This window comes from Herbaspirillum sp. VT-16-41, assembly GCF_001994935.1.
Lineage (GTDB): Bacteria > Pseudomonadota > Gammaproteobacteria > Burkholderiales > Burkholderiaceae_D > Herbaspirillum > Herbaspirillum frisingense.
Genome location: NZ_MUXB01000016.1, coordinates 44,046 through 69,115 on the forward strand (window position 1 = coordinate 44,046; position 25,070 = coordinate 69,115).

At 64.7% G+C, this 25,070-nt stretch carries 21 protein-coding genes; 7 read left to right on the forward strand and 14 right to left on the reverse strand.

The genetic code is table 11. From position 1 onward, the window contains the following. Positions 1 to 8: 8 nt before the first annotated feature. The 4 genes from BTM36_RS00720 to BTM36_RS00735 form a co-directional block, all read right to left on the reverse strand. Entirely contained in the window at positions 9 to 875 is an 867-nt protein-coding gene (locus tag BTM36_RS00720; protein WP_077234848.1) for a branched-chain amino acid ABC transporter permease, read from the reverse strand. 194 nt (positions 876 to 1,069) lie between these two features. Continuing rightward, positions 1,070 to 2,263 carry an ABC transporter substrate-binding protein gene (locus tag BTM36_RS00725; RefSeq protein ID WP_077234849.1) on the reverse strand — a complete coding sequence of 398 codons (1,194 nt, stop codon included), beginning with the start codon at positions 2,261 to 2,263 and terminating at the stop codon, positions 1,070 to 1,072. A 621-nt stretch (positions 2,264 to 2,884) separates the two neighbouring features. Continuing rightward, positions 2,885 to 4,378 (reverse strand): CoA-acylating methylmalonate-semialdehyde dehydrogenase, encoded by a 1,494-nt coding sequence (locus tag BTM36_RS00730; protein WP_006461129.1) that lies wholly within the window; start codon positions 4,376 to 4,378, stop codon positions 2,885 to 2,887. A gap of 27 nt (positions 4,379 to 4,405) precedes the next feature. Then, on the reverse strand, positions 4,406 to 5,734 hold the full coding sequence (locus tag BTM36_RS00735) for an aspartate aminotransferase family protein (protein ID WP_006461130.1): 1,329 nt from the start codon (positions 5,732 to 5,734) through the stop codon (positions 4,406 to 4,408). 338 nt (positions 5,735 to 6,072) lie between these two features. On the opposite strand from BTM36_RS00735, the gene BTM36_RS00740 reads away from it, so the two are divergent. Continuing rightward, entirely contained in the window at positions 6,073 to 7,491 is a 1,419-nt protein-coding gene (locus tag BTM36_RS00740; protein WP_077234929.1) for a PLP-dependent aminotransferase family protein, read from the forward strand. 206 nt (positions 7,492 to 7,697) lie between these two features. Beyond that, the gene (locus BTM36_RS00745) at positions 7,698 to 8,339 is read left to right on the forward strand and encodes an HAD family phosphatase (RefSeq protein ID WP_077234850.1); all 642 of its coding nucleotides are present in this window, start codon (positions 7,698 to 7,700) and stop codon (positions 8,337 to 8,339) included. A 9-nt stretch (positions 8,340 to 8,348) separates the two neighbouring features. Here the strand turns inward: BTM36_RS00745 and BTM36_RS00750 are convergent, their stop codons facing one another. Together BTM36_RS00750 and BTM36_RS00755 are read right to left on the reverse strand one after the other, a co-directional pair. Continuing rightward, positions 8,349 to 9,080, reverse strand: a complete 732-nt coding sequence (locus BTM36_RS00750; RefSeq protein WP_077234851.1) for a DsbA family protein — start codon at positions 9,078 to 9,080, stop codon at positions 8,349 to 8,351. Between the two features lie 74 nt (positions 9,081 to 9,154). Beyond that, on the reverse strand, positions 9,155 to 9,766 hold the full coding sequence (locus tag BTM36_RS00755) for an NAD(P)-dependent oxidoreductase (RefSeq protein ID WP_077234852.1): 612 nt from the start codon (positions 9,764 to 9,766) through the stop codon (positions 9,155 to 9,157). Between the two features lie 147 nt (positions 9,767 to 9,913). On the opposite strand from BTM36_RS00755, the gene BTM36_RS00760 reads away from it, so the two are divergent. Then, the gene (locus BTM36_RS00760) at positions 9,914 to 10,840 is read left to right on the forward strand and encodes a LysR family transcriptional regulator (protein ID WP_077234853.1); all 927 of its coding nucleotides are present in this window, start codon (positions 9,914 to 9,916) and stop codon (positions 10,838 to 10,840) included. Between the two features lie 31 nt (positions 10,841 to 10,871). Here the strand turns inward: BTM36_RS00760 and BTM36_RS00765 are convergent, their stop codons facing one another. Further along, complete coding sequence (locus BTM36_RS00765; RefSeq protein ID WP_006461143.1) at positions 10,872 to 11,432, reverse strand: PAS and helix-turn-helix domain-containing protein; 561 nt, start codon at positions 11,430 to 11,432, stop codon at positions 10,872 to 10,874. Between the two features lie 273 nt (positions 11,433 to 11,705). Here BTM36_RS00765 and BTM36_RS00770 point away from each other — a divergent pair, with 273 nt between their 5' ends. Both BTM36_RS00770 and BTM36_RS00775 read left to right on the forward strand, forming a co-directional pair. After that, positions 11,706 to 12,401, forward strand: a complete 696-nt coding sequence (locus BTM36_RS00770) for a CoA transferase subunit A (protein WP_006461144.1) — start codon at positions 11,706 to 11,708, stop codon at positions 12,399 to 12,401. A gap of 16 nt (positions 12,402 to 12,417) precedes the next feature. Continuing rightward, complete coding sequence (locus BTM36_RS00775) at positions 12,418 to 13,068, forward strand: 3-oxoacid CoA-transferase subunit B (protein WP_006461145.1); 651 nt, start codon at positions 12,418 to 12,420, stop codon at positions 13,066 to 13,068. A 123-nt stretch (positions 13,069 to 13,191) separates the two neighbouring features. On the opposite strand, the gene BTM36_RS00780 is transcribed toward BTM36_RS00775, so the two are convergent. Continuing rightward, on the reverse strand, positions 13,192 to 14,640 hold the full coding sequence (locus BTM36_RS00780; RefSeq protein WP_254426884.1) for a sensor domain-containing diguanylate cyclase: 1,449 nt from the start codon (positions 14,638 to 14,640) through the stop codon (positions 13,192 to 13,194). 214 nt (positions 14,641 to 14,854) lie between these two features. On the opposite strand from BTM36_RS00780, the gene BTM36_RS00785 reads away from it, so the two are divergent. Continuing rightward, on the forward strand, positions 14,855 to 16,294 hold the full coding sequence (locus tag BTM36_RS00785) for a PAS domain-containing sensor histidine kinase (RefSeq protein WP_006461147.1): 1,440 nt from the start codon (positions 14,855 to 14,857) through the stop codon (positions 16,292 to 16,294). Continuing rightward, positions 16,279 to 17,634 carry a sigma-54 dependent transcriptional regulator gene (locus tag BTM36_RS00790; RefSeq protein ID WP_077234854.1) on the forward strand — a complete coding sequence of 452 codons (1,356 nt, stop codon included), beginning with the start codon at positions 16,279 to 16,281 and terminating at the stop codon, positions 17,632 to 17,634. The genes BTM36_RS00785 and BTM36_RS00790 overlap by 16 nt, the downstream gene beginning before the upstream one ends. A 33-nt stretch (positions 17,635 to 17,667) precedes the next feature. Here the strand turns inward: BTM36_RS00790 and BTM36_RS00795 are convergent, their stop codons facing one another. The 6 genes from BTM36_RS00795 to BTM36_RS00820 form a co-directional block, all read right to left on the reverse strand. Continuing rightward, entirely contained in the window at positions 17,668 to 19,473 is a 1,806-nt protein-coding gene (locus BTM36_RS00795; protein WP_077234855.1) for a GGDEF domain-containing phosphodiesterase, read from the reverse strand. Continuing rightward, complete coding sequence (locus tag BTM36_RS00800; protein ID WP_077234856.1) at positions 19,466 to 21,199, reverse strand: methyl-accepting chemotaxis protein; 1,734 nt, start codon at positions 21,197 to 21,199, stop codon at positions 19,466 to 19,468. The genes BTM36_RS00795 and BTM36_RS00800 overlap by 8 nt, the downstream gene beginning before the upstream one ends. A 229-nt stretch (positions 21,200 to 21,428) precedes the next feature. Then, entirely contained in the window at positions 21,429 to 22,670 is a 1,242-nt protein-coding gene (locus BTM36_RS00805; RefSeq protein WP_077234857.1) for an MFS transporter, read from the reverse strand. Positions 22,671 to 22,792: 122 nt separating this feature from the next. Beyond that, the gene (locus tag BTM36_RS00810; RefSeq protein WP_006461157.1) at positions 22,793 to 23,551 is read right to left on the reverse strand and encodes an SDR family oxidoreductase; all 759 of its coding nucleotides are present in this window, start codon (positions 23,549 to 23,551) and stop codon (positions 22,793 to 22,795) included. Positions 23,552 to 23,697: 146 nt separating this feature from the next. Next, the gene (locus BTM36_RS00815; RefSeq protein WP_077234931.1) at positions 23,698 to 24,510 is read right to left on the reverse strand and encodes an SDR family oxidoreductase; all 813 of its coding nucleotides are present in this window, start codon (positions 24,508 to 24,510) and stop codon (positions 23,698 to 23,700) included. Between the two features lie 128 nt (positions 24,511 to 24,638). Continuing rightward, entirely contained in the window at positions 24,639 to 24,992 is a 354-nt protein-coding gene (locus BTM36_RS00820; RefSeq protein WP_077234858.1) for a multidrug efflux SMR transporter, read from the reverse strand. Positions 24,993 to 25,070: the final 78 nt, after the last annotated feature.

Here is a 25,070-nt window from a genome sequence, read left to right on the forward strand (position 1 = left end):
AGAAAAGCTCAGGCCGCGCCCGGCCGGCCCAGCAGGCCATTCGGACGCAGCAGCATGACGGCCGCCATGGCGACATAGATCATCAGGTGTGCGCCCTCGGACCAGACCGTGCTCATCACGCTCTGTACGATGCCCACCAGGATGCCGCCGATCAGCGCCCCCCAGAAGCTGCCCAGCCCGCCGACCACCACCACCACGAAGGCAATCCCCAGCGCCTCCACCCCCATGAAGGGGTCAGCACCCCGGATCGGCGCTGCCAGCGCGCCCGCCAGGCCGGCGGTGGCCGCCCCCAGCGCAAACACCAGGCTGAAGATGCGGTTGATGTTCAGGCCCAGCAGCGACACCATCTCGGTCGATTCCGAACCGGCGCGCACGATCGACCCCAGGCGCGTACCCTCCAGCAGCCACCACAGCAGCAGCGCCATCACGGCGGTCAGGCCGATGACAAAGAGCCGGTACTTGGGATAGACGAAACCGCTCCACATCACCACCCCCTGCAGCAGGTCGGGCGGGGAGACATTGTTGCCCAGCGGCCCCCAGACGGAAATCACCGCTTCCTGGATCACCAGGGCCATGCCGACCGTGAAGAGGATGTGGAAATGATGCGGCAGTGCATACACGTGGCGCAGCACGAAGCGCTCCACCACCCAGGCGAACAGGCCCACGGCCAGCGGGGCCAGCAGCAGCGACCACCAGAAGTTCAGCCCCAGGTCGGTGACCTGGAAGCACAGGTAGGCGCCCAGCAGGAAGAAGGCGCCATGCGAGAAATTGACGAAGCGCAGCAGGCCGAAGACGATCGACAGGCCCACCGCCAGCAGGAAGTAGAGCATGCCGATGCCTACGCCATTGGCGATCTGCAGCAGATAGATGTTCATGGAACCTCGTGAGGGGAACAAGGAAGTTCGGTAATGCCTCGATCACCGTTCGGACCGAGTAGACCTGCAGGGTCGTATCGAAGGCGCTCCGTCCTGGTTGCGCCGGGTGTCGCGTCTTCGATACGCCGCTAGGGCGGCTACTCAGTCCGAACGGGTAGGGGAGTGCCAGACGTCGGCACAGCCACACCGCTCAATCACAGCTTGCACTGCGTCTTTTCCAGCGGCAGGAAGGACTTGCCGGAGGAGACGATATCCGCATAGTCGTTCTTGTTGGCCATCTTGGATTTGGCCTTGCCCTTGAGCAGGTAGTAGTTCTTGATCACCTGGTGGTCGCCCTTGCGGATTTCCTCGGTACCGGTCAGGCCCTCGTACTTCATGCCTTCCATGGCCGCAATGACGGCCTTGGGGTCGGTGCTGTTGGCCTTGATGATGGCGTCCAGGATGATCTTGGTACAGATGTAGGAACCGGCCAGGCTGTAGTTGGGATCGATCTTCAGGTTGTCGTTGACCAGCTTGACGAATTCCTTGTTGAAGGGCGCATCGATGGCATGCCAGTATTGCGCGCCGAAGTAGACGCCGTCGCAGATGTCCGCGCCCAGGGTCTCGAACTGTTCCAGCCCCGAGGCCCAGGCCATGAGGATGGTGCAGTTGTTCTTCATGCCGAAGCTGACCGCCTGGCGCAGCGTGTCCGAGGACTGCGAGCCGAAGTTCAGCAGCAGCAGCACGTCCGGCTTGGCGGCCATGGCATTGGTCAGATAGCCGGAGAACTCCTTCTCGGTCAGCGAGTGGTAGCTGTTGCCGACGTGTTCGATGCCCTTTTCCTTGAAGATGTTCTTGGCCGCCGACAGCAGACCTTCGCCGAATACGTACTGCGGCGTGATGGTGTACCAGCGCTTGGCGTTGGGCAGCTTTTCCAGCAGCGGACGCACGGTCTGCTCGATGGCACCGAAGGTCGGCACCGACCAGCGGAAGGTGGAGCGGTTGCAGTCGCTGCCGGTGATCTCGTCGGCACCGGCGGTGGTGATGAAGACCGCACCGGCCTTGTCGGCTTCCTTGCCCATGGCCAGGGCCTCGCCGGAGAGGATGCCGCCGGCGAAGAAGCGGGTGCCCTTCTCGATGGTTTCCTGCATCTTGCGCACGGCCGTGGCCGGCTTGCCTTCGGTGTCGAGGTTGGTATAGCTGGTGCTCTTGCCCAGCACCTTGCCGTACTTCTGCAGGGCCAGCTTCATGCCCATGTCGGCGAACTTGCCGTTGGCCGCGAAGGGGCCGGACATCGGCACCGGGCAACCAAAGGCGATGCTCTCTGCCTGGGCAAACACATCGTGGTAGGTCAGTGCGCCGGGTGCGGCCAGGGCGGACAGTTTCAGGAAATTGCGACGGCTGATCATGCTTGTTTCTCCCTCGAAGCTAACGATTGACAGATGACAGACAGATGACATCCATGGAAATGCGCAACACTGCATTACTGCCCATCAACGCAATTTCCATGCCCATCGCTCCCATGAAACTTAGGAAATGGTGGACATCGATGGATTGCGCAGACGTGAAGAAGCCACCGCCACAAACCGGCGGAAAAGCCTGGAACCATAGGGGTGTGCTGCCTTCCGGCAAGCGCGGAAAGCAGAGATCGTGATTGCAAAAAACGCAGCAGCGGCGCGCATTTGCGCCGCGTGGCGTGAGCCTGCATGAGGGCTCCTCCTGCCGCTCCGATGAGCGTGTCTCCAGATAGTTTGCCGTTGTCCCGTGCCGCCGGTGTGTATCCACCGATCTGCCACGACGGTCTGTATTTTCTAAGCTTTTCGCCAGCGTATCTGCTTTTGGTGCAGACCGCACTGACGATTCTTATCCTGTGGGTTCAGGGTCTCCTTGTTTGCACCAGCGGCTGACGTTTTCTGCACCATTGCTTGCGTGAGTTGCATCATGCCATTCCGGGATGCTGCCTCAGCATACCTGCGCCTGCGTCCGCACAAAAGAAAAACGGCATGAAAATTTCATGCCGTCTGTCCTGTTTATTTCATCTGCGGGAAAGCGAATTCCGCCCCTGCGCTGGCGGTATTGGGCCAGCGCTGCATCACTGCCTTGGCCCGGGTGTAGAAGCGCACGCCCTCCGGTCCGTACATGTGATGGTCGCCGAAGAGACTGCGCTTCCAGCCGCCGAAGCTGCTGAAGGCCATCGGCACCGGCAGCGGTACGTTCACCCCCACCATGCCGACCTCGATCTGGCGCACGAACTCGCGCGCCACGCCACCGTCGCGGGTATAGACCGCCACGCCATTGCCATACTCGTGGGCGTTGATCAGTTCCACCGCGCTGGCGATGTCGGGACAACGCAGCACGCACAGCACCGGGCCGAAGATTTCTTCCTTGTACACCGTCATCTCCGGCGTGACGTGGTCGAGCAGGGTGCCGCCCACGAAGAAGCCCTTTTCGAAGCCCGGCACCTGATAGCCACGGCCATCCACCACCAGCGTGGCGCCTTCTTCGACACCACGGCCGATCAGGCCTTCGATGCGTTCCTTGGCGGCAGCCGTCACCACCGGACCCATCTCGGCACCGGCGGCCATGCCTTCGTTGATCTTCAGCTTGCCTGCGCGTTCGGCCAGGGCCGCCACCAGTTCGTCACCGGCGCTGCCGACGGCGACTGCCACCGAGATCGCCATGCAGCGCTCGCCAGCGGAGCCATAGGCCGCACCCATGAGGGCATCCACGGCCAGCTGCATGTCGGCGTCGGGCATGACCACCATGTGGTTCTTGGCGCCGCCCAGGGCCTGCACGCGCTTGCCCTTGGCCGAGCCACGGGCATAGATGTATTCGGCAATCGGGGTCGAGCCGACGAAGCTGATGGCCTTGACCTGCGGGTGGTCCAGCAGCGCATCGACGGTCACCTTGTCACCCTGGATGACGTTGAAGACGCCGTCCGGCAGGCCGGCTTCCTGCAGCAGGTCGGCAATCAGCAGTGCGGCCGAGGGATCGCGTTCGGAAGGCTTCAGCACGAAGCAGTTGCCACAGGCGATGGCGATGGGGAACATCCACATCGGCACCATGGCCGGGAAGTTGAACGGCGTGATGCCGGCCACCACGCCCAGTGCCTGGCGCATCGACCAGGCGTCGATGCCACGGGCGATCTGGTCGGTGTATTCCCCCTTGAGCATCTGCGGAATGCCGGCAGCGAACTCGACGATCTCGATGCCGCGCGCCACTTCGCCCTGGGCATCCGAGAAGGTCTTGCCGTGCTCGCGCACGATGATGCGGGCGAAGTCGTCGGCCCGTTGCTGGATCAGGTGCAGGAAGCGGAACAGCACCCGCGCCCGGGTCAGCGGCGGGGTATTGGACCAGGCCGGGAAGGCCGCTACGCCTGCCTTCACTGCGGCATCGACCTCATCGACCGTGCCCAGCGCCACCTGCGCCACCGGCACGCCCAGCGCCGGGTTGAAGACATCGGCGTAGCGCCCGCTCTTGGTATCGACGCGCTGGCCGCCGATGTAGTGTGCAATCTTTTCCATGAATCTTTCTTGCGTCGTAGTGAGGGATCAGGCCAGGGTCTTGAGGATGGCCGCCAGCTTGCCGAACAGTTCGTCGATCTGCTGCTTGTTGATGATCAGCGGCGGCGACAGGGCGATGATGTCGCCGGTCACGCGGATCAGGATGCCGTCGTTGAAGGCGCGCACGAAGGCGTCGTAGGCACGGGCGCCGACGCGGCCCGGGATGGACGACAGTTCGATACCGGCGATCAGGCCGATGGTGCGCACGTCGATCACATGCGGCAGGCCGCGCAGCGCGTGGGCCGCTTCCTGGAAGTAGTCGGCCACGGCCTGGGCATTGTCCAGCACGCCTTCGGTCTCGAACACATCCAGCGAGGCCAGGCCGGCGGCGCAGGCCAGCGGGTGGCCGGAATAGGTGTAGCCGTGGAAGAGCTCGATGCCGTCCGGGCCGTTCATGAAGGCGTCGTGGATTTCCTTCTTCACGAACACCGCACCCATCGGCACCACGCCGTTGGTCAGGCCCTTGGCGGTGGTGAAGATGTCCGGTTCGACATCGAAATAGTCGGAGGCGAAGGGCGTACCCAGGCGACCGAAGCCGGTGATCACTTCATCGAAGATCAGCAGGATCCCGTGCTTGGTGCACAGCTCGCGCAGACGCTTGAGGTAACCCTTGGGCGGGATCAGCACGCCGGTGGAACCAGCCACCGGCTCGACGATGACGGCGGCGATGTTGGAAGCGTCATGCAGGGCGACGATGCGCTCCAGCTCGTCGGCCAGGTGCGCGCCGTATTCCGGCTCGCCCTTGGTGAAGGCGTTCTTTTCCAGGTTATGGGTGTGCGGCAGGTGGTCCACACCCTGCAGCAGCGCGGTGCTGAAGGTCTTGCGATTGCCGCCGATGCCGCCCACCGACATGCCGCCGAAGCCCACGCCGTGGTAGCCGCGCTCGCGACCGATCAGGCGGGTACGGGTGGCATTGCCCTTGGCGCGGTGATAGGCCAGCGCGATCTTGAGCGCCGTATCCACCGCTTCCGAACCGGAGCCGGTATAGAACACGTTGGCGAAGCGGTTGCCGGTATAGGCCTTGAGGCGTTCGGCCAGTTCGAAGGCGCTGGGGTGACCCAGCTGGAAGGAGGGCGCGTAGTCCAGCGTGGCCACCGACTTTTGCACGGCCGAGACGATCTTGGGGTGGGCGTGGCCCAGCGGCACGCACCACAGGCCGGCGGTGCCGTCCAGGATGGCATTGCCGGCGTCATCGCGGTAATGCATGCCCTCGGCCGAGACCAGCATGCGCGGTGCGGCCTTGAAGTTGCGGTTGGCGGTAAAGGGCATCCAGTAGGCCGACAGGCTGGAAGGATGCGAATGGTCTTGACTGGACATGGCAGGCACCGATGGAAAAGGTAAAAGGAGAAACCAGCAGGGAGTGCTTGATTATTGCCAGACACTGGCAGTATTGTTAGCTACACTTTTGATTTTGATCTGAAACTGTATTGTTCAGTGCGATAAACTGTATTGAGCTATCCGCCGGGAACGACATTGCCCAGTCGGCGGGCGTCGATAGCCCAGCAGCCTTTATCCAGCAGGGGAGGGGAGCACAATGGTGAGCCCGCTCCGCTGCCTTCAGCAGAGCAATACAGTTCAGGTTTTCACAACACACATCCTCCGATTGCAGCAATGCAGTGGACATCATGGGCCACATCCCGCCCGAAAGGATCAGCATGGCCAAGCTCCCGCGAGCGCCCCTGCAACTCGATCTGCAACGCAATACCGCGGCCCGCCTGGTCGAGCAGGTCGCCGATGGCCTGGCCGGGTTGATCGAGGGCGGCGAACTGCGCTCCGGCGAACGCCTGCCCTCGGTCCGCCAGTTCGCCCAGAGCCACGCCATCGGCGCCTCCACCGTGGTGGAAGCCTATGAACAACTGGTGGCACGCGGCATGTTGCTGGCACGCCGTGGCGCCGGCTTCTTCGTGGCCGCACGCGCTGGCCAGAGCGGAGCACGGGCGGTGTTCGTGCCGCATGAACCGGTGATCGACTCGGCCTGGTTGCTCTCGGAAATGTTTGCCGACGAACGCGTGCCCATCAAGGCCGGTTGCGGCTGGCTACCCGGCAAGTGGCTCAACGACGAAGGTCTGCACCAGGCCGAGCGTCGCATCATCCGCTCGCCCGGCGCGCAGCAGGTGGGCTATGGCCACCCCTACGGCTATGCCCCGCTGCGCCAGCTGATCACGCAATTCCTCGGCCACTGGGCACTGGAGCTGGGCATCGAACAGGTGCTCACCACCCACGGCGCCACCCAGGCCCTGGACCTGGTCATCCGCACCATGACCCAGCCCGGCGACACCGTCATGATCGACGACCCCGGCTACTGCAACCTGATCGCCATGCTGCGCCTGGCCGGCCTGAACGTGATCGGCGTGCCGCGCACTCCGGGCGGGGTCGATACCGAGCAGCTGGAAACGCTGGCCCGGGCACACCGGCCCAAGATGTTCTTCACCACCAGCGTGCTGCAGAACCCGACCGGCACCTCCTACACCCCGGCCTGCGCAATGCGCGTATTACAGGCGGCCGAGCGGCATGGCTTCTGGGTGGTGGAAGACGACATCTTCCGCGAACTCGGCCAGGCCACCGACCCCATGCTGGCTGCACTGGATGGCCTGCAGCGGGTGATCTACGTGGGCAGCTATTCCAAGACCATCGCGCCCTCGCTGCGGGTGGGCTACATCGCCTGCCAGCGCGAACTGGCGCGGCAGATCGTGCATACCAAGATGGTGCTGACGCTGACCAATTCGGAGATCAACGAACGACTGGTGCACAACGTCCTCACCGAAGGCCATCACCGGCGCCATGTGCAGACCCTCAATGCGACCCTGCTCAACGCCCAGGCCACCCTCAATGCCAAGTTGAGCGACGCCGGCCTGACACCTTTCACGCCGGCGCGTGGCGGCATGTTCACCTGGGCCACCATCGAGGGCTGCGACCTGTCGGCCCGGGAGATCGCCGACCGCGCCAGGCAGAAGGGCATCTGGCTGGCGCCAGGGGATTTCTTCCATCTGTCGGCACCGGACAAGACCAGCTTCCGTTTCAATGTGGGGTATGCGGATGTGCCGGAGTTGTTTGATTTCCTGCGGGGGCTGTAGGCCTTCTATCCGCCGGGCGGCGATCATCGTGACCACGGATGCGCTGGATTGCTGGCGCGTGCTAAACGATGAAAGGCCCAATGAATCTCGGTATTCGCCGTCGATCGGATCTTGCCTGAGACGGCAATCTCCGCAATGTCAACGGCACTTTCCAGCAGGACTGACTCAGCAAGAATCCTTCCAGACTTTTTCATAGGATACCCACCATGACTTTTTCAGCACCAAGCGGCATCCGCGCCGTCGTCTTCGATTTCGGCGGCGTACTGTTCGACTGGAATCCCCAGCACCTGTATCGCCAGCTGATCGCTGATGAAGAAGAGCGCAACCATTTCCTCACCCACATCTGCTCACCCGAATGGAACGTACAGCAGGATGGTGGTCGCACGCTGGCCGATGCGACCGAGCTGCTGGTGCGGCAGCATCCGCAGCACGAAGCCTTGATCCGGGCCTTCTATGGTCGTTGGGTGGAGATGCTGCGTGGACCGCTCCCCGAGGGCGTGGCGCTGCTGCGTGAACTGCATGCGCAGCAGGTGCCGGTGTTCGGTCTGACCAACTGGTCCGCCGAGACCTATCCGCATGCACGGGACAATCACGACTTCATGCAGTTGTTCCTGGACATTGTCGTGTCAGGCGACGAGCGTTGCATCAAGCCTGAGCCGCGCATCTACGAGATCGCGCTGGAGCGTTATGGACGCCACCTGCCGGCACTGCAGCCGCAGCAGCTGGTCTTCATCGACGACGCGCAAAAGAATATCGACGCCTGCCGGGCGCTGGGCTGGCGGGGCATTCATCACGTCCAGGCGGAGCAGACCCGCTTGCAATTGCGCGCACTGGGCTTGCCGGTCTGACGGTCGTGATCAGTCGCAGTGCCCGGTCTGCACATCGCATTGGAGCGGCGTGCTTTCCTGCGCTGGCGATGTCGTGCTGGTCGTGCCGGTTTCGTCACGCAGGTAGGCGGCCCATTGCTCGGGCTGCCCCAGCCAGCGGCCGGTGTCCAGTACTTCCAGCGTATCGCCCCGCTGCAAGATGAAGGTGGGGAAGCCGCGTCCGCCGACGTAGTTCAGCAATTCACGGCTGGCCGCGATGTGGTTGTCCAGTTCTTCCTGCTCCACGCGCTGCAGTTCGGCAGCGAAGGTGGCAGCGTCGACGCCCAGCGCCTGGGCCAGTTCGGTCAGCGTGCTCACCTCAGAAATCCGTCGTCCCTGCTGGTAATGCGCACGCTGGATGGCCGCCAGCATGTCCAGTCCGGCTGCCTCGCCCTGGATGGATTGCATCGCCAGCACGGCGGCTATCGGTGGCGCCGAATCGAAGACGGCATCGGTGTCCTTGAGCAGTCCATTGAAATAGTCCTCACCGAATGCCTGCCCGGTCATCTGCGCGATGCGGTGGTCGTGCGGCATCACGTAGTCGCGCAACTGCGCGTCGACGCGGCGGCGGTTGCGGCCGGCCATCATGCCGCCACCATGGGCCTGCACCGGCAGCACGGCGCGGGCCGCGGTCACCAGCGGCGCAGCCCCATAGCACCAGCCGCACAGCGGATCGTGGATGTAGTGGAGCATGGTGTCGTGAGCGGTGGCGGGGGTGGTCATGATGGGGTTCCTCTTGGATGAATCGATGTCGGGCCTGAGGATGTTTCACCATCAGGCCCGGGGTGTTGCCTGGCTCAGTAGCCTACCGTGAAACGCGCGCGGACGTGCTTCGGTTGTTCCAGTTCGTCCAGCAGGGCGATGGCGAAGTCTTCATAGGAGATCCAGCTCTTGCCATCGGCGCCGACCAGCAACTGGTCCTGGCCCAGGCGGAACTGGCCGGTGCGTTCGCCGGCGATGAACAGGGCCGACGGCGACAGGAAGGTCCATTCCAGTTCCTGCTCGCCGCGCAGGACGTTCAGGAAGTCACGGCCGCCGGCGGCTTCCGGCTTGTACTCTTCCGGGAATTCCGGGGTGTCGATCAGGGCTTTGCCAGGTGCGATGTCCAGGCTGCCGGCGCCGCCGACGATGGCCAGGCGCTTGACGCCTGCCGCCTTCACGGCCGGCAGCAGGTCGGCCGCGCCGAAGCTGGTGAAACGGCCGCTGGAGACGACCACGTCGGCACCCTTGATGGCCGATGCCAGGCTGGTGGCGTCCTTGACGTCGGCCGCGACCACGGTCACGCCGGTGCGCTGGGCGATCTTGCCGGCATCGCGGGCGATGGCGACGAGATTGTGGCCGCGACGCAGGGCTTCGTCCACGATGCGGCTGCCGACATTGCCGGAGGCGCCGATGAGTGCGATTTTCATGAGGATTCCTTTCGAGGTGGTGATGGGAGCACGAGGAGCGGCACAGGGTGTCGCACAGTCGCCATCATAGGATCGCTTTTGTTTTCGAAAAACAGCATAATCGATCACAGTTTGTTTCCAAAAACGTGCAGATCGAAAGGCGGCGTCATGGATCGCTTGATGGCCATGCAGGTATTCGTGGCGGTGGTGGACGGCGGCAGCCTGTCGGCGGCGGCCGGGCAGCTGGACCTGTCGCGGCCGGTGGTGTCGCGCTATGTCGCGGAGCTGGAGGACTGGGTCGGGGCGCGCCTGCTGCACCGTACCACGCGGCGCCTGTCGCTGACGCCGGCCGGCAACGAGATATTGCCGCGTTGCCGCCAGATGCTGGAGTTTTCCGATGACATGCGCCACGCGCTGGACACGCCCGACGAGACGCCCCGCGGGCTATTGCGCATCACCGCCAGCACCTCCTTTGCGCAGACCCAGCTGATCCAGGCGGTGGTCGACTACGGGCGCCGCTATCCTGGCGTGGCGGTGGACCTGCTGGCGCTGGACCGCACGGTGAACCTGGTGGAAGAACGCATCGACCTGGCCATCCGCATGACCAACCGGCTGGAACCCAACCTCATTGCCCGACCGCTGGGCGTGTGCCGCTCGATCATCTGCGCCGCGCCGGATTACCTGGCCCACCACGGCACCCCGCGCAAGGTAGAAGAACTGGCCCTGCACAATTGCCTGACCCATTCCTATGTGGGGCGCAGCCTGTGGCAGTTCGATCCGAAGAAGGTACATGGAAAGGGCGGCAAGACAAGGACGGCGCCGCAGAGCCAGAGCGTGGCCGTGGGCGGCAGCATCAGTGCCAATGAAGTCACGGTGCTGCTGCAGGCGGTGCTGGCCGGGGTCGGTATCGGCCACATGCCGGCCTATGCGGTGGCGCCGCTGGTGGCCAGTGGCCGGCTGGTGCAGTTGCTGCCGGACTTCGAGCCGCTGCAGTTGGGGATGTATGGCGTCTACGCCTCGCGCAAGCATATGCCGGCGACCTTGCGCACCATGCTCGATTTCCTGGCCCAGCGCTTCGCCGGGCAACCGTTCTGAGCGAGGCAGGTCAGGCCAAGGCCGGGCCCATTCAGGGGGTGATGCTGAGCAGCTTGTGAACCAGTTCGGAGGAGGTGGAGGCGGCGAACTTGCGCATCAGGCGGGCGCGATGCATTTCCACCGTGCGCGGGCTCAGTTCCACCTGGCGGGCAATGAGCTTGCTGGTCTTGCCTTCCACCAGCAGCGCGGCGATCTCGCGTTCGCGTGGCGTCAGGCCGGGCGCGATGGGGCGCTTGGCGCTCACGTCCTCGAAGGTCCAGATGCCGGCGGCATGCGGGTTGTCGCGGTTCAGGGCGTGGCCGGTGACATGGCACCAGAACATCTCGTCGTTGGAACGCTTCATGATGCGTTCGTCCGAATAGAATCCCTTTTCATTGAGGATGGGGACCAGGCGCAGGCCGGTGCGTTCGAACTCGTCGGCGGTGGGATAGATTTCCTGGAAGGACGTCTGCCGCAACTGTTCCACCTCATAGCCGAACATCGCCGCCATCGCCAGGTTGCCCTGCTGGATGATGCGATTGTGCGAGACGCACATGCCGATGGGCGCGTGCATGAAAACCTGTTCGAAGTCGATGGCAAGTGGCTGGGTCATGAGTAATGCTGCGCGATGTGCCGCAAGTAGCCGGCAAGGTCCCTCGAACCCGGCGCACCGCCCCTGCGGTCGATGTTATGCTGCATTGCGCCAGGTATTTTTACCGTATTGTATGGCTTATTTCACCTGACCTATGATAATTGGCGCTAATCGGAGCCCGGCATTGCCATGGCGCAGCGCGAAAGAGAAGCTCCGATGCCATCCCTGTTTGAGCTGGTATCCCCACCAGCAGCTTGCAACCCTGCTCGCAAGACAAGAGCCGAAAGGAGACTCGTGAACAAAGTGTATCCAGACGCGGCCACCGCGTTGAAAGACATCGTCAAGGACGGTCAGACCATTGCGGTCGGCGGCTTTGGCCTGTGTGGCATCCCCGAGGCGTTGATCGCCGCCCTGCGTGATTCAGGCGCGCAGAACCTGACCGCCATTTCCAACAACGCCGGGGTCGATGGTTTCGGCCTGGGCCAGTTGCTGTCCACCCGCCAGATCAAGAAGATGATCGCCTCCTACGTGGGTGAGAACAAGGAGTTCGAACGCCAGTACCTGGCCGGCGAACTGGAGCTGGAATTCACCCCGCAGGGCACGCTGGCCGAGAAGCTGCGCGCCGGCGGCGCCGGCATCCCCGCCTTCTTCACCAAGACCGGTGTCGGTACCCTGGTGGCCGAGGGCAAGGAAGTGCGCGAATTCGACGGTGAGCGCTATGTGATGGAGCGTTCGCTGGTGGCCGACGTGTCGCTGGTGAAGGCGCAGAAGGCCGACAAGGCCGGCAACCTGGTCTTCAACAAGACCGCCCGCAACTTCAACCCCAATGTCGCCATGGCCGGCAAGGTCACCGTGGTGGAAGTGGAAGAACTGGTGGAAGTGGGGCAACTCGATCCGGACCAGATCCACACCCCCGGCATCTTCGTGCATCGCATCGTGGTCAACGCCACGCCCGAGAAGCGCATCGAACAACGCACCGTGCGCGCATAAGAGGAGACACGACAAAATGGCATGGACCCGAGATGAAATGGCTGCCCGCGCAGCCAAGGAACTGCAGGACGGCTTCTACGTGAACCTGGGCATCGGCTTGCCCACCCTGGTGGCCAACCACGTTCCCAACGATATCGAAGTATGGCTGCAGTCCGAGAACGGCCTGCTGGGCATCGGCCCCTTCCCCACCGAAGACCAGGTCGACGCCGACCTGATCAACGCCGGCAAGCAGACCGTGACGACCATCCCTGGCTCGTCCTTCTTCAGTTCGGCCGATTCCTTCGGCATGATCCGTGGCGGCAAGATCAACATCGCCATCCTGGGCGCGATGCAGGTCTCGGCCAAGGGTGACCTGGCCAACTGGATGATCCCCGGCAAGATGGTCAAGGGCATGGGCGGTGCGATGGACCTGGTGGCCGGTGTCGGCCGCGTGGTGGTCCTGATGGAGCACGTGGCCAAGGCCAAGGACGGCAGCACATCCAGGAAGATCCTGAACGACTGCAACCTGCCGCTGACCGGCGTGGGCGTGGTCAACCGCATCATCACCGACCTGGGCGTGATCGACGTCACCCCCGGTGGCCTGAAGCTGATCGAACTGGCTTCCGGCGTCACCAAGGAAGAAGTGATCGAGAAGACCGAAGCACCGCTCGACGTGAGCGAGGTCTGAGCGAGATCTGCGGGAGGTCTGCATTAGCGCCGAACGATCGGCCTGACGCTGCATCGCAATGAACAAGGGCGCCGTGAAAACGGCGCCCTTTTTTCGTAGTGCAGGCCATGCCGCCCGTGCGCTTCAATCCGCCATGCTGACCCGCACCGCATTGCGGCCATCCCGCTTGGCCCGGTAGAGCGCGGCATCGGCGGCGTTGAGCACGTCTTCCACACGATGATGATGAGCGCGCTGCAGCGTGGCCACGCCCACGCTGATGGTCACCACCCGCAACGGGCTGCTGGCATGTACGATCAGGCGGCTGTAGACCGCGTCGCACAGGCGTTGTGCCATCAGGCGCGCACCTTCGGTGTCGGTCAGCTCCAGCAGCACCACGAATTCCTCGCCGCCATAGCGGCCGGCGCAGTCGGTATGACGCGGCAGGTTGTCGCTGATGGTCTTGGCCACCTCCTGCAGCACGCCATCGCCCAGCTTGTGGCCATAGGTATCGTTATAGGGCTTGAAGTAATCCACATCGATGAACAGCACCGAGAAGGTCGAGTTCAGATTGCGCCGGCAGCGCTCCCAGGCCGCCTGCAGGGCCCCGTCCAGGGCGCGTCGGTTGAGCAGGCCGGTCAGGCCGTCGGTCTGGGCCAGCTCTTCCAGGCGCCGCTCGATGGTCACGCGCCGGCGCAGTTCCTGGCGCACGTGCGACAGCAGATAGGCCAACAGCAGGGCAAAGATGAACAGCGAGATGATCACCGCATAAAGAGTCTTGCGCCAGTTCTTGAAGATGGCCTGTTCGGCATAGCCCACGAAGACGATCAGCGGTGAGTCGGGAATGCGACGGAAGGTATAGAGCCGTTCCACGCCATCACTGTTGGCACGGGCGAAGAAGCTGCCCTCCTCGTGCCGCAGTGCGCTCTGGATGCGCTGGAAGTTGGAACTGCCACTCAGGTCGCGGCCGATGATCTGCTCGTTGTACGGAATGCGCATGTAGGCCACGCCATCGTCCGAATACAGCGAGATCACGCCATCGGCACCCAGCGAAAGTCCTTCGAACAGTTCGCGGAAATAGCTCAGGTTCAGCGCCATGACGACGATGCCGCCAAAGCTGCCGTCTTCATTGAACAGGCGTTTGGATAGCACCACCACGCGTACATCGTTGCCCAGGTTGGGCAGATTGGCCAGGATGGGTTTGGAGACATACAGCCCGGCATTGGCCGAATCGCGATGCACCGTGAAATAGGCGCGGTCGGCGTAGTTGGGCGCGGCATCACCCTGGCGACGACGCGAGCTGGCCTGAACCCGACCATTGGCATCGATGATCGCCATCACCGAGATATGGCTGACATTGGCGGTGCTGCCGAACAGGTAGGCATAGCGCTGGGCATCATTCAGACGCCCTGCGCCCAGCGGATGCTGGTAGCGGTAGGCCAGCGTATCGAGCGACAGCGACAGCACTTCCATGTTGCGCGAGATCGCGCGCTGGGCGATCAGAGTCACGTTGCCGGCATTGTCCACGGCCGCCAGGCGCGTCTGGCGATAGCTCTGGTAGAGCGTGCTGGCACACATGGCGATCACCATCAGCATGGCGATGCCCAATACCACCACCAGATATTTCTTCAACTGCTTGATTTTATTTCCCCCCTGCTTCACCCAGGCGCAATTAACGCATAAAGCAAAAAGCGCTTCCATCTTGATCGGCGGCAACGTGATTGAGTTGCAACAAAAGATGAACCGCCATCCCGCCGTTCCTGTCAGATGGCTTATCACCGGTAAAGCTTCGTGCTTAAATGCGAGCGCCATGAAAGGCGACATGCCAGCCGGCACCGGAGGCCTCCTGAACATCAAGAACACCATCAAACGCGACCTGGTCATCCTGTGGGCCTTCATTGCCCTGATCGCGCTCGTGCTGGCTTTCCTGCTGCTGCAGCTGAGCCGGCAGGGCGCCGCCTCGCAGATCAGCCAGGCCACCGGCCAGGCCGCGGTGAGCTGCACCGCCATGAGCGCCGGACTGGCGCATGCGCTTTCCACCCATCCTTCCAGCCCTCCCTCTCCCTCTGTCCCCAGCACACCCCAGGCGTCCAATGCCGACGGGTTGCCCGCGCGCTCGCTGATGCAGGCCGTAATCGACCTGTCCCTGCGCGATCAGGCCGGGGTGGAGGGCGGCTTCTGGCACCCGCAACAGGACGTGGTGGCCTATGCCTTTCCCACCTATGACGGCAGCGGCATCAAGCGCGACCCGCCAGGCGCGGAAATGGAACGCATCGTCTCGATCGCCCAGCGCGCCCTCGATGGCGCGGCCACCGTGAGCGATGTGCGCCCCGGCCTGCGCGAGGCGGTGGTGTTCGCCGCCTGCCCGGTCAACTTCAAGGGTGTGTCGCTGGCGGCCTGGACGCTCAAGCGCGTGCCGGTGATGAGCGCCGGCGTGCTCAACCAGTTGCTGGTGGCCATTGCGCTGTTGCTGGGTTTCGTCATTGTCAGCGGGGTCTGGCTGGGGAGCACCCTGAGCCGCTGGCGTGGGCAGTCCGAGCGCCTGTCGCATCAGCTCGCGCATGCCGAGCGCCTGGCCACGCTGGGCCGGGTGGCGGCCGGCATGGCCCATGAAATCCGCAATCCCATCGGCGCCATGCGCATGAAGGCCGAGAACGCCCTGGCCGCGCCGGCCCAGGTGCGCGAGGCGCGGGTGACCGGTGCGCTGGAAATGGTGGTCAGCCAGACCGAGCGGCTCGACGCGCTGGTGGCCAGCCTGCTGGCCCTGGCCCAGCCCTTCCAGGTGCAGCGCCAGCGCATCGACCTGGCGGCCTGGATCGAGGAAAGGCGCCAAGCCCATGCCGAGCTGGCCGAGAAGAAGCAACTGCAGCTGGGCACTACACTGGATCTGCCCAGCTTCGCCTCGGGGCTGTCAACCAGTGCGCTGGACCCGGTGCAGATGGCACGCGCGCTGGACAATCTGCTGCTCAATGCGCTGGCCCACTGCGAGGCTGGCGGCCGTATCGACATCGGCGCCCGGCTTGGCGCGGATGGCCGCCTGCAGCTCTGGGTGGCCGATGACGGCCCCGGTGTCGCGCCCGAACTGCGCGAGAGCCTGTTCGATCCCTTCGTCAGTCAGCGCAGCGGCGGTACCGGTCTGGGACTGGTGCTGGTGCGCGAAATCGTGCATGCCCATGGCGGCAGCATCACCCTGGCCGCTACCGAGCGTGGCGCCCGTTTCGATATGGAGTTGCCATGGCGCGCATCCTGATCGTCGATGACGACGTCGCCTTTCGCAGTAGCCTGGCCGAGACCGTCGGCGATCTCGGTCATGAGGTGCTGGAGGCCGGCAGCACCGCCGCCGGCCTGCGCCTGCTGTCGGCCCATGCCATCGATGCCGCCATCGTCGATCTGCGCATGCCGGAGGAAGATGGTCTGGTCTTCCTGCAGCGTGCTCCGGCCATTGCCGCCATTCCCTGCATCATGCTCACCGCCTATGCCAGCGGCGACAACACCATCGAAGCCATCCGCCTGGGCGCCTTCGACCACCTGACCAAACCGGTCCCGCGCACGGCGCTGGTGGAGACCCTGGAACGTGCCTTGCGCCAGAGTACCGCCGCCTCCGATTCTTCAGCTGCGCCGGACGTGGCCAGCGCCGCTGCCGGCGAGCGCAACCAGCTGGTGGGTGACAGCGAAGCCATGCGCCAGGTCTTCAAGCAGATCGGCCGTGCTGCCACCAGCGACGCCACCGTGCTGATCCTGGGCGAAACCGGCACCGGCAAGGAACTGGTGGCACGCGCCCTGCATCGCAATGGCAGCCGCGCAGGGCGTCCCTTCGTGGCGGTCAACTGTGCGGCGATCCCGGCCGAGCTGATCGAAAGCGAACTGTTCGGCCACGTCAAGGGTGCCTTCAGCGGGGCCACCCAGCATCGCATGGGACGCTTCCAGGAAGCCGATGGCGGCACCCTGTTCCTGGACGAGATCGGCGACATGGCCCTGCCGACCCAGGCCAAGATTCTGCGCGTGCTGCAGGAGCGGGAATTGACGCCGGTCGGCGGCAGCCAGTCGCTGCGGGTGGATGTGCGGGTGATCGCCGCCACCCACCGCGACCTGCCGCAGGAGATTCGCGAGGGGCGCTTCCGGGAAGACCTGTGGTATCGCCTGCAGGTGGTACCGATCATGGTGCCGCCACTGCGCGAGCGGCCCGGCGACATCCTGGCCATTGCCGAACATTTCCTGCGCCAGCACGGTGGCGACAGCCCCAGGCGCATCAGCGCGGCGGCCGCACGACGCTTGCTGCAGCATGCCTGGCCGGGCAATGTGCGCGAGTTGCGCAATACCATGGAACGGGCGGCGGTAATGAGTCACGGCAACTGCATCGAGGCCGAACACATTGCCCTGCCGAGCCTGTCTGCCACCAGTCCGGCGCAGGGCATGCAGATCGACTGGGATGGTCCGCTGGCGGCGGCAGTGGCACAGGTGGAGCGGCTGATGTTGGAGCGCGCATTGGCGGCGGCCAACGGCAACCGCGCCGAAGCCGCCCGCCGGCTGGGCATTTCGCGCCAGCAGCTGTATCGCAAGCTGGAAGAAGCGGGGCCGCCAGGTAGCTAGCGGCCTCACGGAAGGCACCTGGTCGCTGTGGCCTCAGGCCGCCGCCCGTACGTGGGCCGAGAAGGCCTCCGGTGTCAGCGGGCGGGCCATGTAGTAACCCTGCGCTTCGTCCACGCCCCAGGCGCGCAGCAGTTCCAGGGTCTGCGCCGTTTCCACGCCCTCGGCCACGATGTGGTAGTCCAGTTCCTTGGCCAGCGCGATCAGCGATTGCACGATGCGGCGATCCCTTGCGCTGCTGTCCAGGTGACGGATCAGGGACTGGTCGATCTTCACCACCGAGGCCGGGACCTGCTGCAGGTAGGCGAAGTTGCTGTAGCCGGTACCGAAATCGTCCAGCGCCAGCCCCATGCCCAGGGCGCGGATCTCATGCAGCAGCTTGAGCACGGCCGGGCTGTGCATCCATACCCCCTCGGTGCATTCGATCTCGACCATGGCCGGGTCGATGCCGCTGTCCCGACAGCCGCGTTCCAGGCGGCCGATCAGGTCGGACTCCTCGAAATTGGGCGCGGCCAGGTTGATGGCCAGCTTGACCGGCATGCCTTCATCCTTCCATGTCGCCATCTGTTGCAGGGCGGCCTGGATCACCCATTCCGAGACCGGACGGATCAATGCCGTGCGCTCCACCAGCGGGATGAATTCGGCCGGCGAGATCGGTCCCAGCTCATGGTGCTGCCAGCGCAGCAGCGCTTCGCCGCCGTGATAGCGGTTGCTGCGCAGGTCCAGCTTGGGCTGGTAGACCAGGGCCAGGCCACCCCCCTGCTGGCGCTCCGGCAGCAACGCATCGGGAATATCGTTGAGCAGGCGGAAGCGGCGCTGGTGCATCACGTCGGCATCGGCATCGTAATCGGCCCAGCGTTGCCGGCGCGCCAGGGCTTCGTGCAGGGCGGCCACCGCCTTGCGCGGCGCATCGCGCAATTGCTCGCGGGTCTGCACCACGCTGACGATGCCCCCATAGCTGGGCAGGTTCATCGGTACGGCCATGCTGTCGACCGGTTGTTCCAGTGCCGCTGTCATGCCGCGCAGGTGGCCGGCCAGTTGCTCGGCCTTGCCGGCATGCGAGAGCAGCGCGAAACGACCGTCGCTGATGTGATAGACATCGGCCTGGCCCTGCACCAGCGTCTGCAGCCGCGCCCCGACGTTGCGGATCAGCTCGTCATGGATACGCGAACCCAGCACGCTGCCGATCTCGAAGGAGGTATGGGCGTCCGGCATGTCGATGTAGGCCAGCGCCCGGGTGCCCGGCTCTGCCTCCTGCAGGGCGCTGTCGGCCGGGACCAGCGAGGCCAGGTCTTCCCGCAACTGGTACTTGTTGGGCATGGCCGTGAGCGGATCGACACGGCCGATCGCCCGCCGCAGCAGCATCTGCGACATCGCCAGCGCAGCCAGCTGCTGCAGCTGCTTGCGCTGGGCTGCATCGAAGGTGCGCGGCACGGTGTCGGTGATGCACAGCGCGCCGATGGCATGGCCCTCGGGCGTGAGCAGGGGCGCGCCCACATAGAAACGGATATGCGGCGGCCCGGACACCAGCGGATTATCCGCAAAGCGGGCATCGAGGGTGGCGTCTTCCACTACCATCAGCGCACGCTGGCTGACCGTGTGGTCGCAGAAGGACAGCTCGCGCGAGGGCGCGCACATGTCCGGGCCGCTCTGCGACTTGACCCACTGCCGGTCGGCGTCGATGAGCGACACGTACGCCCCGTTGACGCCGAACAGCGAGTGGCACAGGCGGGTGATGTTGTCCAGATCTTCGGAGGAGCCGGTATCGAGCAGATGCAAGGCATGCAGCGCCGCCAGGCGCTGCAGTTCATCGTTCGGCCGGGACAGGGCCGGGTCAGGCATCGCCGTGATCCCCGGCGGCGGCCAGCTGCAAGGGGCGGCTGGTCTGGCTTGTCAGCGCACGTGGCGGATTGACCTCGACGCTCGGGCGCGACTTCACCGCTGCTGCGGCCGGTGCCGCGGACGAGGAGGGCGCTGCCAGCTGGAATACGTCCACTGCCCGGGTCAGGTGCTGCGCCTGGTCCTGCAGGCTGGAGACGGCGGCACTGGCCTGTTCCACCAGGGTCGCATTCTGCTGGGTCACCTGATCCATCAGGGCGATGGCCTTGTGCACTTCCTCGATGCCCACGCTCTGCTCATGGCTGGCGGTGGAAATCTCGCCCATCACATCGGTGACCTGCTGCACGCTGGCCACGATCTGTTCCATGGTCTCGCCGGCGCGTTCCACCAGGCGGGTACCGTTCTCGACGTTGTCGACCGATGCATCGATCAGTTGCTTGACTTCCTTGGCCGCCGCCGCGCTACGCTGTGCCAGGTTGCGCACTTCGGTGGCGACCACGGCGAAGCCGCGTCCCTGTTCACCGGCACGGGCCGCTTCCACTGCGGCGTTCAAGGCCAGGATGTTGGTCTGGAAGGCGATGCCGTCGATCACGCCGATGATGTCCACGATCTTGCGCGACGAGGTGTTGATCGCAGCCATGGTATCGACCACTTCGTCAACGATGGCGCCACCCTGCTTGGCGATGTCGGAGGCATTGCGGGCCAGCTGGTTGGCTTCGCGGGCATGGCCGTCGTTCTGCTTGACGGTCGCCGTCAGTTGTTCCATGGCCGAGGCGGTTTCTTCCAGCGAGGCGGCCTGGTCTTCGGTGCGGGCCGAGAGGTCGCTGTTGCCGGCGGCGATCTGGGCGCTGATGGTGGCCACACCGGCGGCCGCATCACGCACTTCGGTCACGGTATTGCGCAGGTTGACGCTCATTTCTGAGAGTGTCGCCATGATGCTCTGGCGCTTGCCGCCATCGTAGCGGCGCAGGGCCACTTCGTGATACAGCTCGCCACGGTCCACCGCCAGTGCCAGTTGCTTGACCTCGTCCGGTTCGGCACCCAGGGCGCGACCGATGGAGCGTGTGATCAGACCTGCCAGCACCACCCCGGCCACCATGGCGGCTGCCAGCAGTACCAGCATGAACGCCTGGAAGCCGCGGGCGGTGCTGCGTGCCTTGGTCGACTCGGCCTGGCTCATACGTTCCTGCAGGTCGATGAATTTGTTCACCGTGGCCAGCCAGGTGATGAAGGCCGGCTTGGCTTCGCCCAGCATGATCTTGCGGGCGCCGTCGATGTCGCCGCTGCTGCGGGCGGCGATGATGCGTGCCGAAAGCGGCATGGCGCGGGCTTCGGCGGCCTTGATCTGGGCCAGGGCGTCGCGCTCGTCGGCGTTGGGCGCATGCGCGCCCTTGTTGGCGAAGATGGCATCCAGCGGCTGCGCCGATTGCTGGTAATCGGCATCGAGCTTGTTGATCAGGGCCACCACGTCCTTGACCTCGGCGTCGTCCACCAGCGTCAGATCGCGCAGGGCGATGGCGCGGTCGTGGACGCTGCCACGGAAGTTGATGGCATAGCGTTGCTTGACGTTATTGTCTTCGCTGACCGTGGTCAGGCTGCCTTCGATGGCATTGACCTTGCTGATGCTCACCACCGTCAGCACCAGCATCATCACCAGTACCAGCGCAAAACTGAGACCCAGGCGCGCGGCCACGCTGAGCGAACGCCCCTTGTTGTTAGCCTTATCCATGATTTCCCCTGTTGTATGGATTTGATTGTGCGGATGAGATCCGCGTCCGGCGCCCTCTCGCGCCATGGAAGACAGTTCGATGATAGGTTGCCCCATGCCCCCCCGGCAGGACAAAGAGGGGCATGTTTCCGGACGACCGGCCCCAACCGGTCATCCGCTGTTTTCCGGATCGGCAGACTATCACGACGGCGGAAAAACTTCTTGGACGTTCTCGGATGGCCTGCTTACCTCAGGGCAGCTTACCTGCGCGGTCCAGCACCAGCCCCAGCACGGCGCAGCAGCCGGCGAACAGGCCGATCCCGCCGACCACACCCAGACCGAGGATGCCCGCGCCGATGGCGCTGCCCACGGAGAAGCCCAGGTACATGGTGGAGGTATTGAGCGAGAGCGAGACCGAGGCCTGCGAAGGCGGACCGGCCGCGATCAGCCGTGCCATCTGAGCCGGGAAGAAAGCCCATACCGCAAAGCCCCACAGTGCCACGGCCAGCAGCACCGGGACCAGCGCGACCTGCGGTGCCAGCCAGGTGGCTGCCGCCAGCGCCCAGAACGACAGTGCCAGCAGCAGCAGGGCGGTACGGACCACGCGCTGCGAGCCGAAGCGATCGTTGAGCATGCCGCCAGTGCTCACGCCCACGGCCGCCGCCACCCCCCACAGGCTAACCGTCAGGCCGATGCCGGTTTCGCCGAAGGCCAGGGTATGTGACAGGTAGGGCGCGATATAGGGATAGGCGGCATAGGCCGCAACCGACCAGAACAGGGTGACGGCCAGCAGGCGACGCACCGCTACCTGCCCGATCACGCCGACCCGCTCGCGCAGGCTGGCCACATGCAACTGGCCACCGGCCCGGCGATCCACGCCCAGCCAGATACCGACCACCGCCACGGCACCCATTGCCGCCACCGCCAGGAAGGTGGCACGCCAGCCAAAGGCATGCCCCACCACGGAACCCAATGGCAGGCCCAGGGCGATGGCAATGGTCATGCCGCCACTGACGATGGCCAGCGCCCGCCCGCGTTGCTCGGGTCTGACGATGGCGCCGGCCAGGGCATTGGCATTGGGCGTGTAGAGCCCGGCGGCTACCGCCATGAGCAGGCGCGCGAACAGCAGGCCGGCAAAGCTGGTGGAAAGGGCCGCCGCCAGGTTGGCCACGGTGAAGATGCCCATGGCGACGATGAGCACATTGCGGCGATTGACGTTGGCCGACAGCACCGTGGTGATGGGCGAACTCAGGGCCAGCATCAGGGTGAAGACGATCACCAGGCTGGCCACGACCGACACGCTCATGCCGAAGTCGGCCGCCATGCGCGGCAGCAAGGGGGCGATCATGAAGCCCTCGGTACCGATGGCAAAGGTACCCAGGGCCAGGAAACCGGCCGTCAGCAGGGAGCCCGGATGGGGCGGTGCGGAGCCGGCAGCGGCCTGTGGTGCAGGCGCAGTGGTGTCAGGGGTGGGGGTGGGAGCAGGTTTCATGCTGTCTATCGCTGGCAAGGTGGGGCGGCCGGCCTGCCCGGCGCAGCAGGTGATTGCTGGCGCCGCAGACCGGCCGCTGTAGGGAGGTCGGATGAGACCGGATGAGATCGGATAAGACCGGCTCAGACCGGGATCGGGTTGGCGATCAGCGCTTCGTTGAAACCGTTGACCAGCGCGTGCTCGTTGGCGCCCGGGTTGTCACGCAAGGGCTTGATGGCTTCGACCAGGATTTCCTCGTCATCGCTGGCCAGCTTGGCCATGGTTTCGGCGATGAAGGCATCCAGCGGCATGGCACGCGGATCACCGCTCTTCTTGACCAGGTCGGTGTCGACCCAGGGCGGTGCGATTTCCTGCACCCGCACGTTGGTCTGGCGCAGCATGAAGCGCTGCGACAGCGCGTAGGAGTGCAGGGCTGCCTTGGTGGCCGAATACACGGCGGTCACCGCCAGCGGCACATAGGCCAGCACCGAGGTGTTGTGGATGATGGTGGCGCTGGGCTGGGCCTTGAGCAGGTCAATCAGGGCCGAACTCAGGCGGATCGGGCCCAACAGGTTGGTGTTGATGATGTTGCGGCTGACTTCATCGTCGATGATGCCGCCGGCGTCGTCGAAGGGCATGATGCCGGCATTGTTGATCAGCACGTTGAGCCCCGGATGGCGCGCCTTCAGGGTGGCGGCTGCGGCTTCGATGCTGGCCAGCTCCGAGACGTCGAAGGCGATTGCCTCCATGCCCGGATTGGCGGCGGTGACTTCGTCCAGCAGCGCCTGGCGGCGGCCGCCGATGATGACCTGGTTGCCCAGCTTGTGGAAGGCCTCTGCCAGGGCGCGGCCGATGCCGGACGTGCCGCCGGTGATGAAGATGACGTTGTCGGTAAGTTTCATGATGTTGCCTTTCTGAAGAGAAGGTCGTAAGGGGGCTGTGGAGGACTGCCCAGGGGCAGTCGTTCCGGATCGGATCGTTGGTGTCTGGATTGGCTGCAGTCAGGTCGGCCGCGATAGCGGATCAATACAGTGCAGCTCAGGGCAACTCAGTGCGCGGCCGTGTAGCGCGCTGCCGGGACATTGGCCGAGAGCTTGCTGGCCAGGTTCTGGCGGGCGGTCTCGAAGCGGGTCCAGGCGTCTTCCTCGTGCAGCGACGGGATGGTCACCAGTTCGCCGCGCTGGAAGCCGACCAGGGCGGCATCGACCATCTGGTCGGCCGGCATGACGATGGCCGGGTCCAGGTGTTCCACCGGCAGTCCGCCGATGGCCCAGAAGTCGGTCGCGGTGGCGCCGGGCAACACGGCCTGCACCTGCACGCCCTTGGCCGCCAGTTCATGATGCAGCGATTGCGAGAACGCCAGCACGAAGGCCTTGCTGCCACCATAGACGCCGTTGAGTACCTCCGGCGCCACGCCGACGATGGAGGAGATATTGATGATCGCGCCCTGGCCGCGTGCCACGAAGCCGGGGACCACGGCATAGGTCAGGCGGGTCGGCGCGGTGACGTTCAGGGCGATCATGTCGGTCATGTGATCGACATTGCTCTGCATCAGCGGGGTGTGGGTGCCGATGCCGGCATTGTTGACCAGCAGGGTGATGCTGGCATCGCTGCGCAGCTTGTCTTCCACCAGCGCCAGCGACTGGGCCTGGCCCAGGTCGGCTTCCAGCACTTCCACGGTACGGCGGGTGTCGTTGCTGATGCGCTGGGCCAGGGCATTGAGGCGCTCGCGGTTGCGGGCCACCAGGATCAGGTCGTAGCCCAGGCGGGCGAGGCGGTCGGCATACAGCGCGCCGATGCCGGACGAAGCGCCGGTGATGAGGGCGGTACCGCGCTGGGTGGTGGCTTGGGACTGGGTCATGATGTTCTCCTTGGGGTTGTCGGTTGCGATGGAGAGCATCTTATGGCGGCGGCCGATTTCCGGAATGACGCAGAAGGTGGTGTTTTCGGACATCCTGACCGGATCCCGTCACCGGCCCCGCGACCGCCTCAATGTGCGGCGCTGCTGGAAAAGATGTTGATCACCAGCACCCCGGCCACGATCAGGGCGATCCCGGCCACCGCCGGCCCGTCCAGGCGCTGGTGGTGGATCAGCCAGGCCGCCAGCGTGATCAGCACGATCCCCACCCCCGACCAGATGGCATAGGCGACGCTGGTGGGCATGCTGCGCAGGGTCAGCGAGAGGCAATAGAAGGACAGGCCATACCCGAGCACCACCACCAGGGCCGGCAGCACGCGGGTCATGCCGTCGGAAGACTTGAGGGCGGTGGTGGCGATGACTTCGGCCACGATGGCCACGGCCAGGGTCAGGTAAGCAGAGGAGGTGGGCGAGGAAAGGGACATGGGGGCTCCTGTGTAAAAAATGGCGGCGGACAGTGTCCGTTTGCGGACGCTGAAGTGTCACGGAAACGGACACCTGTT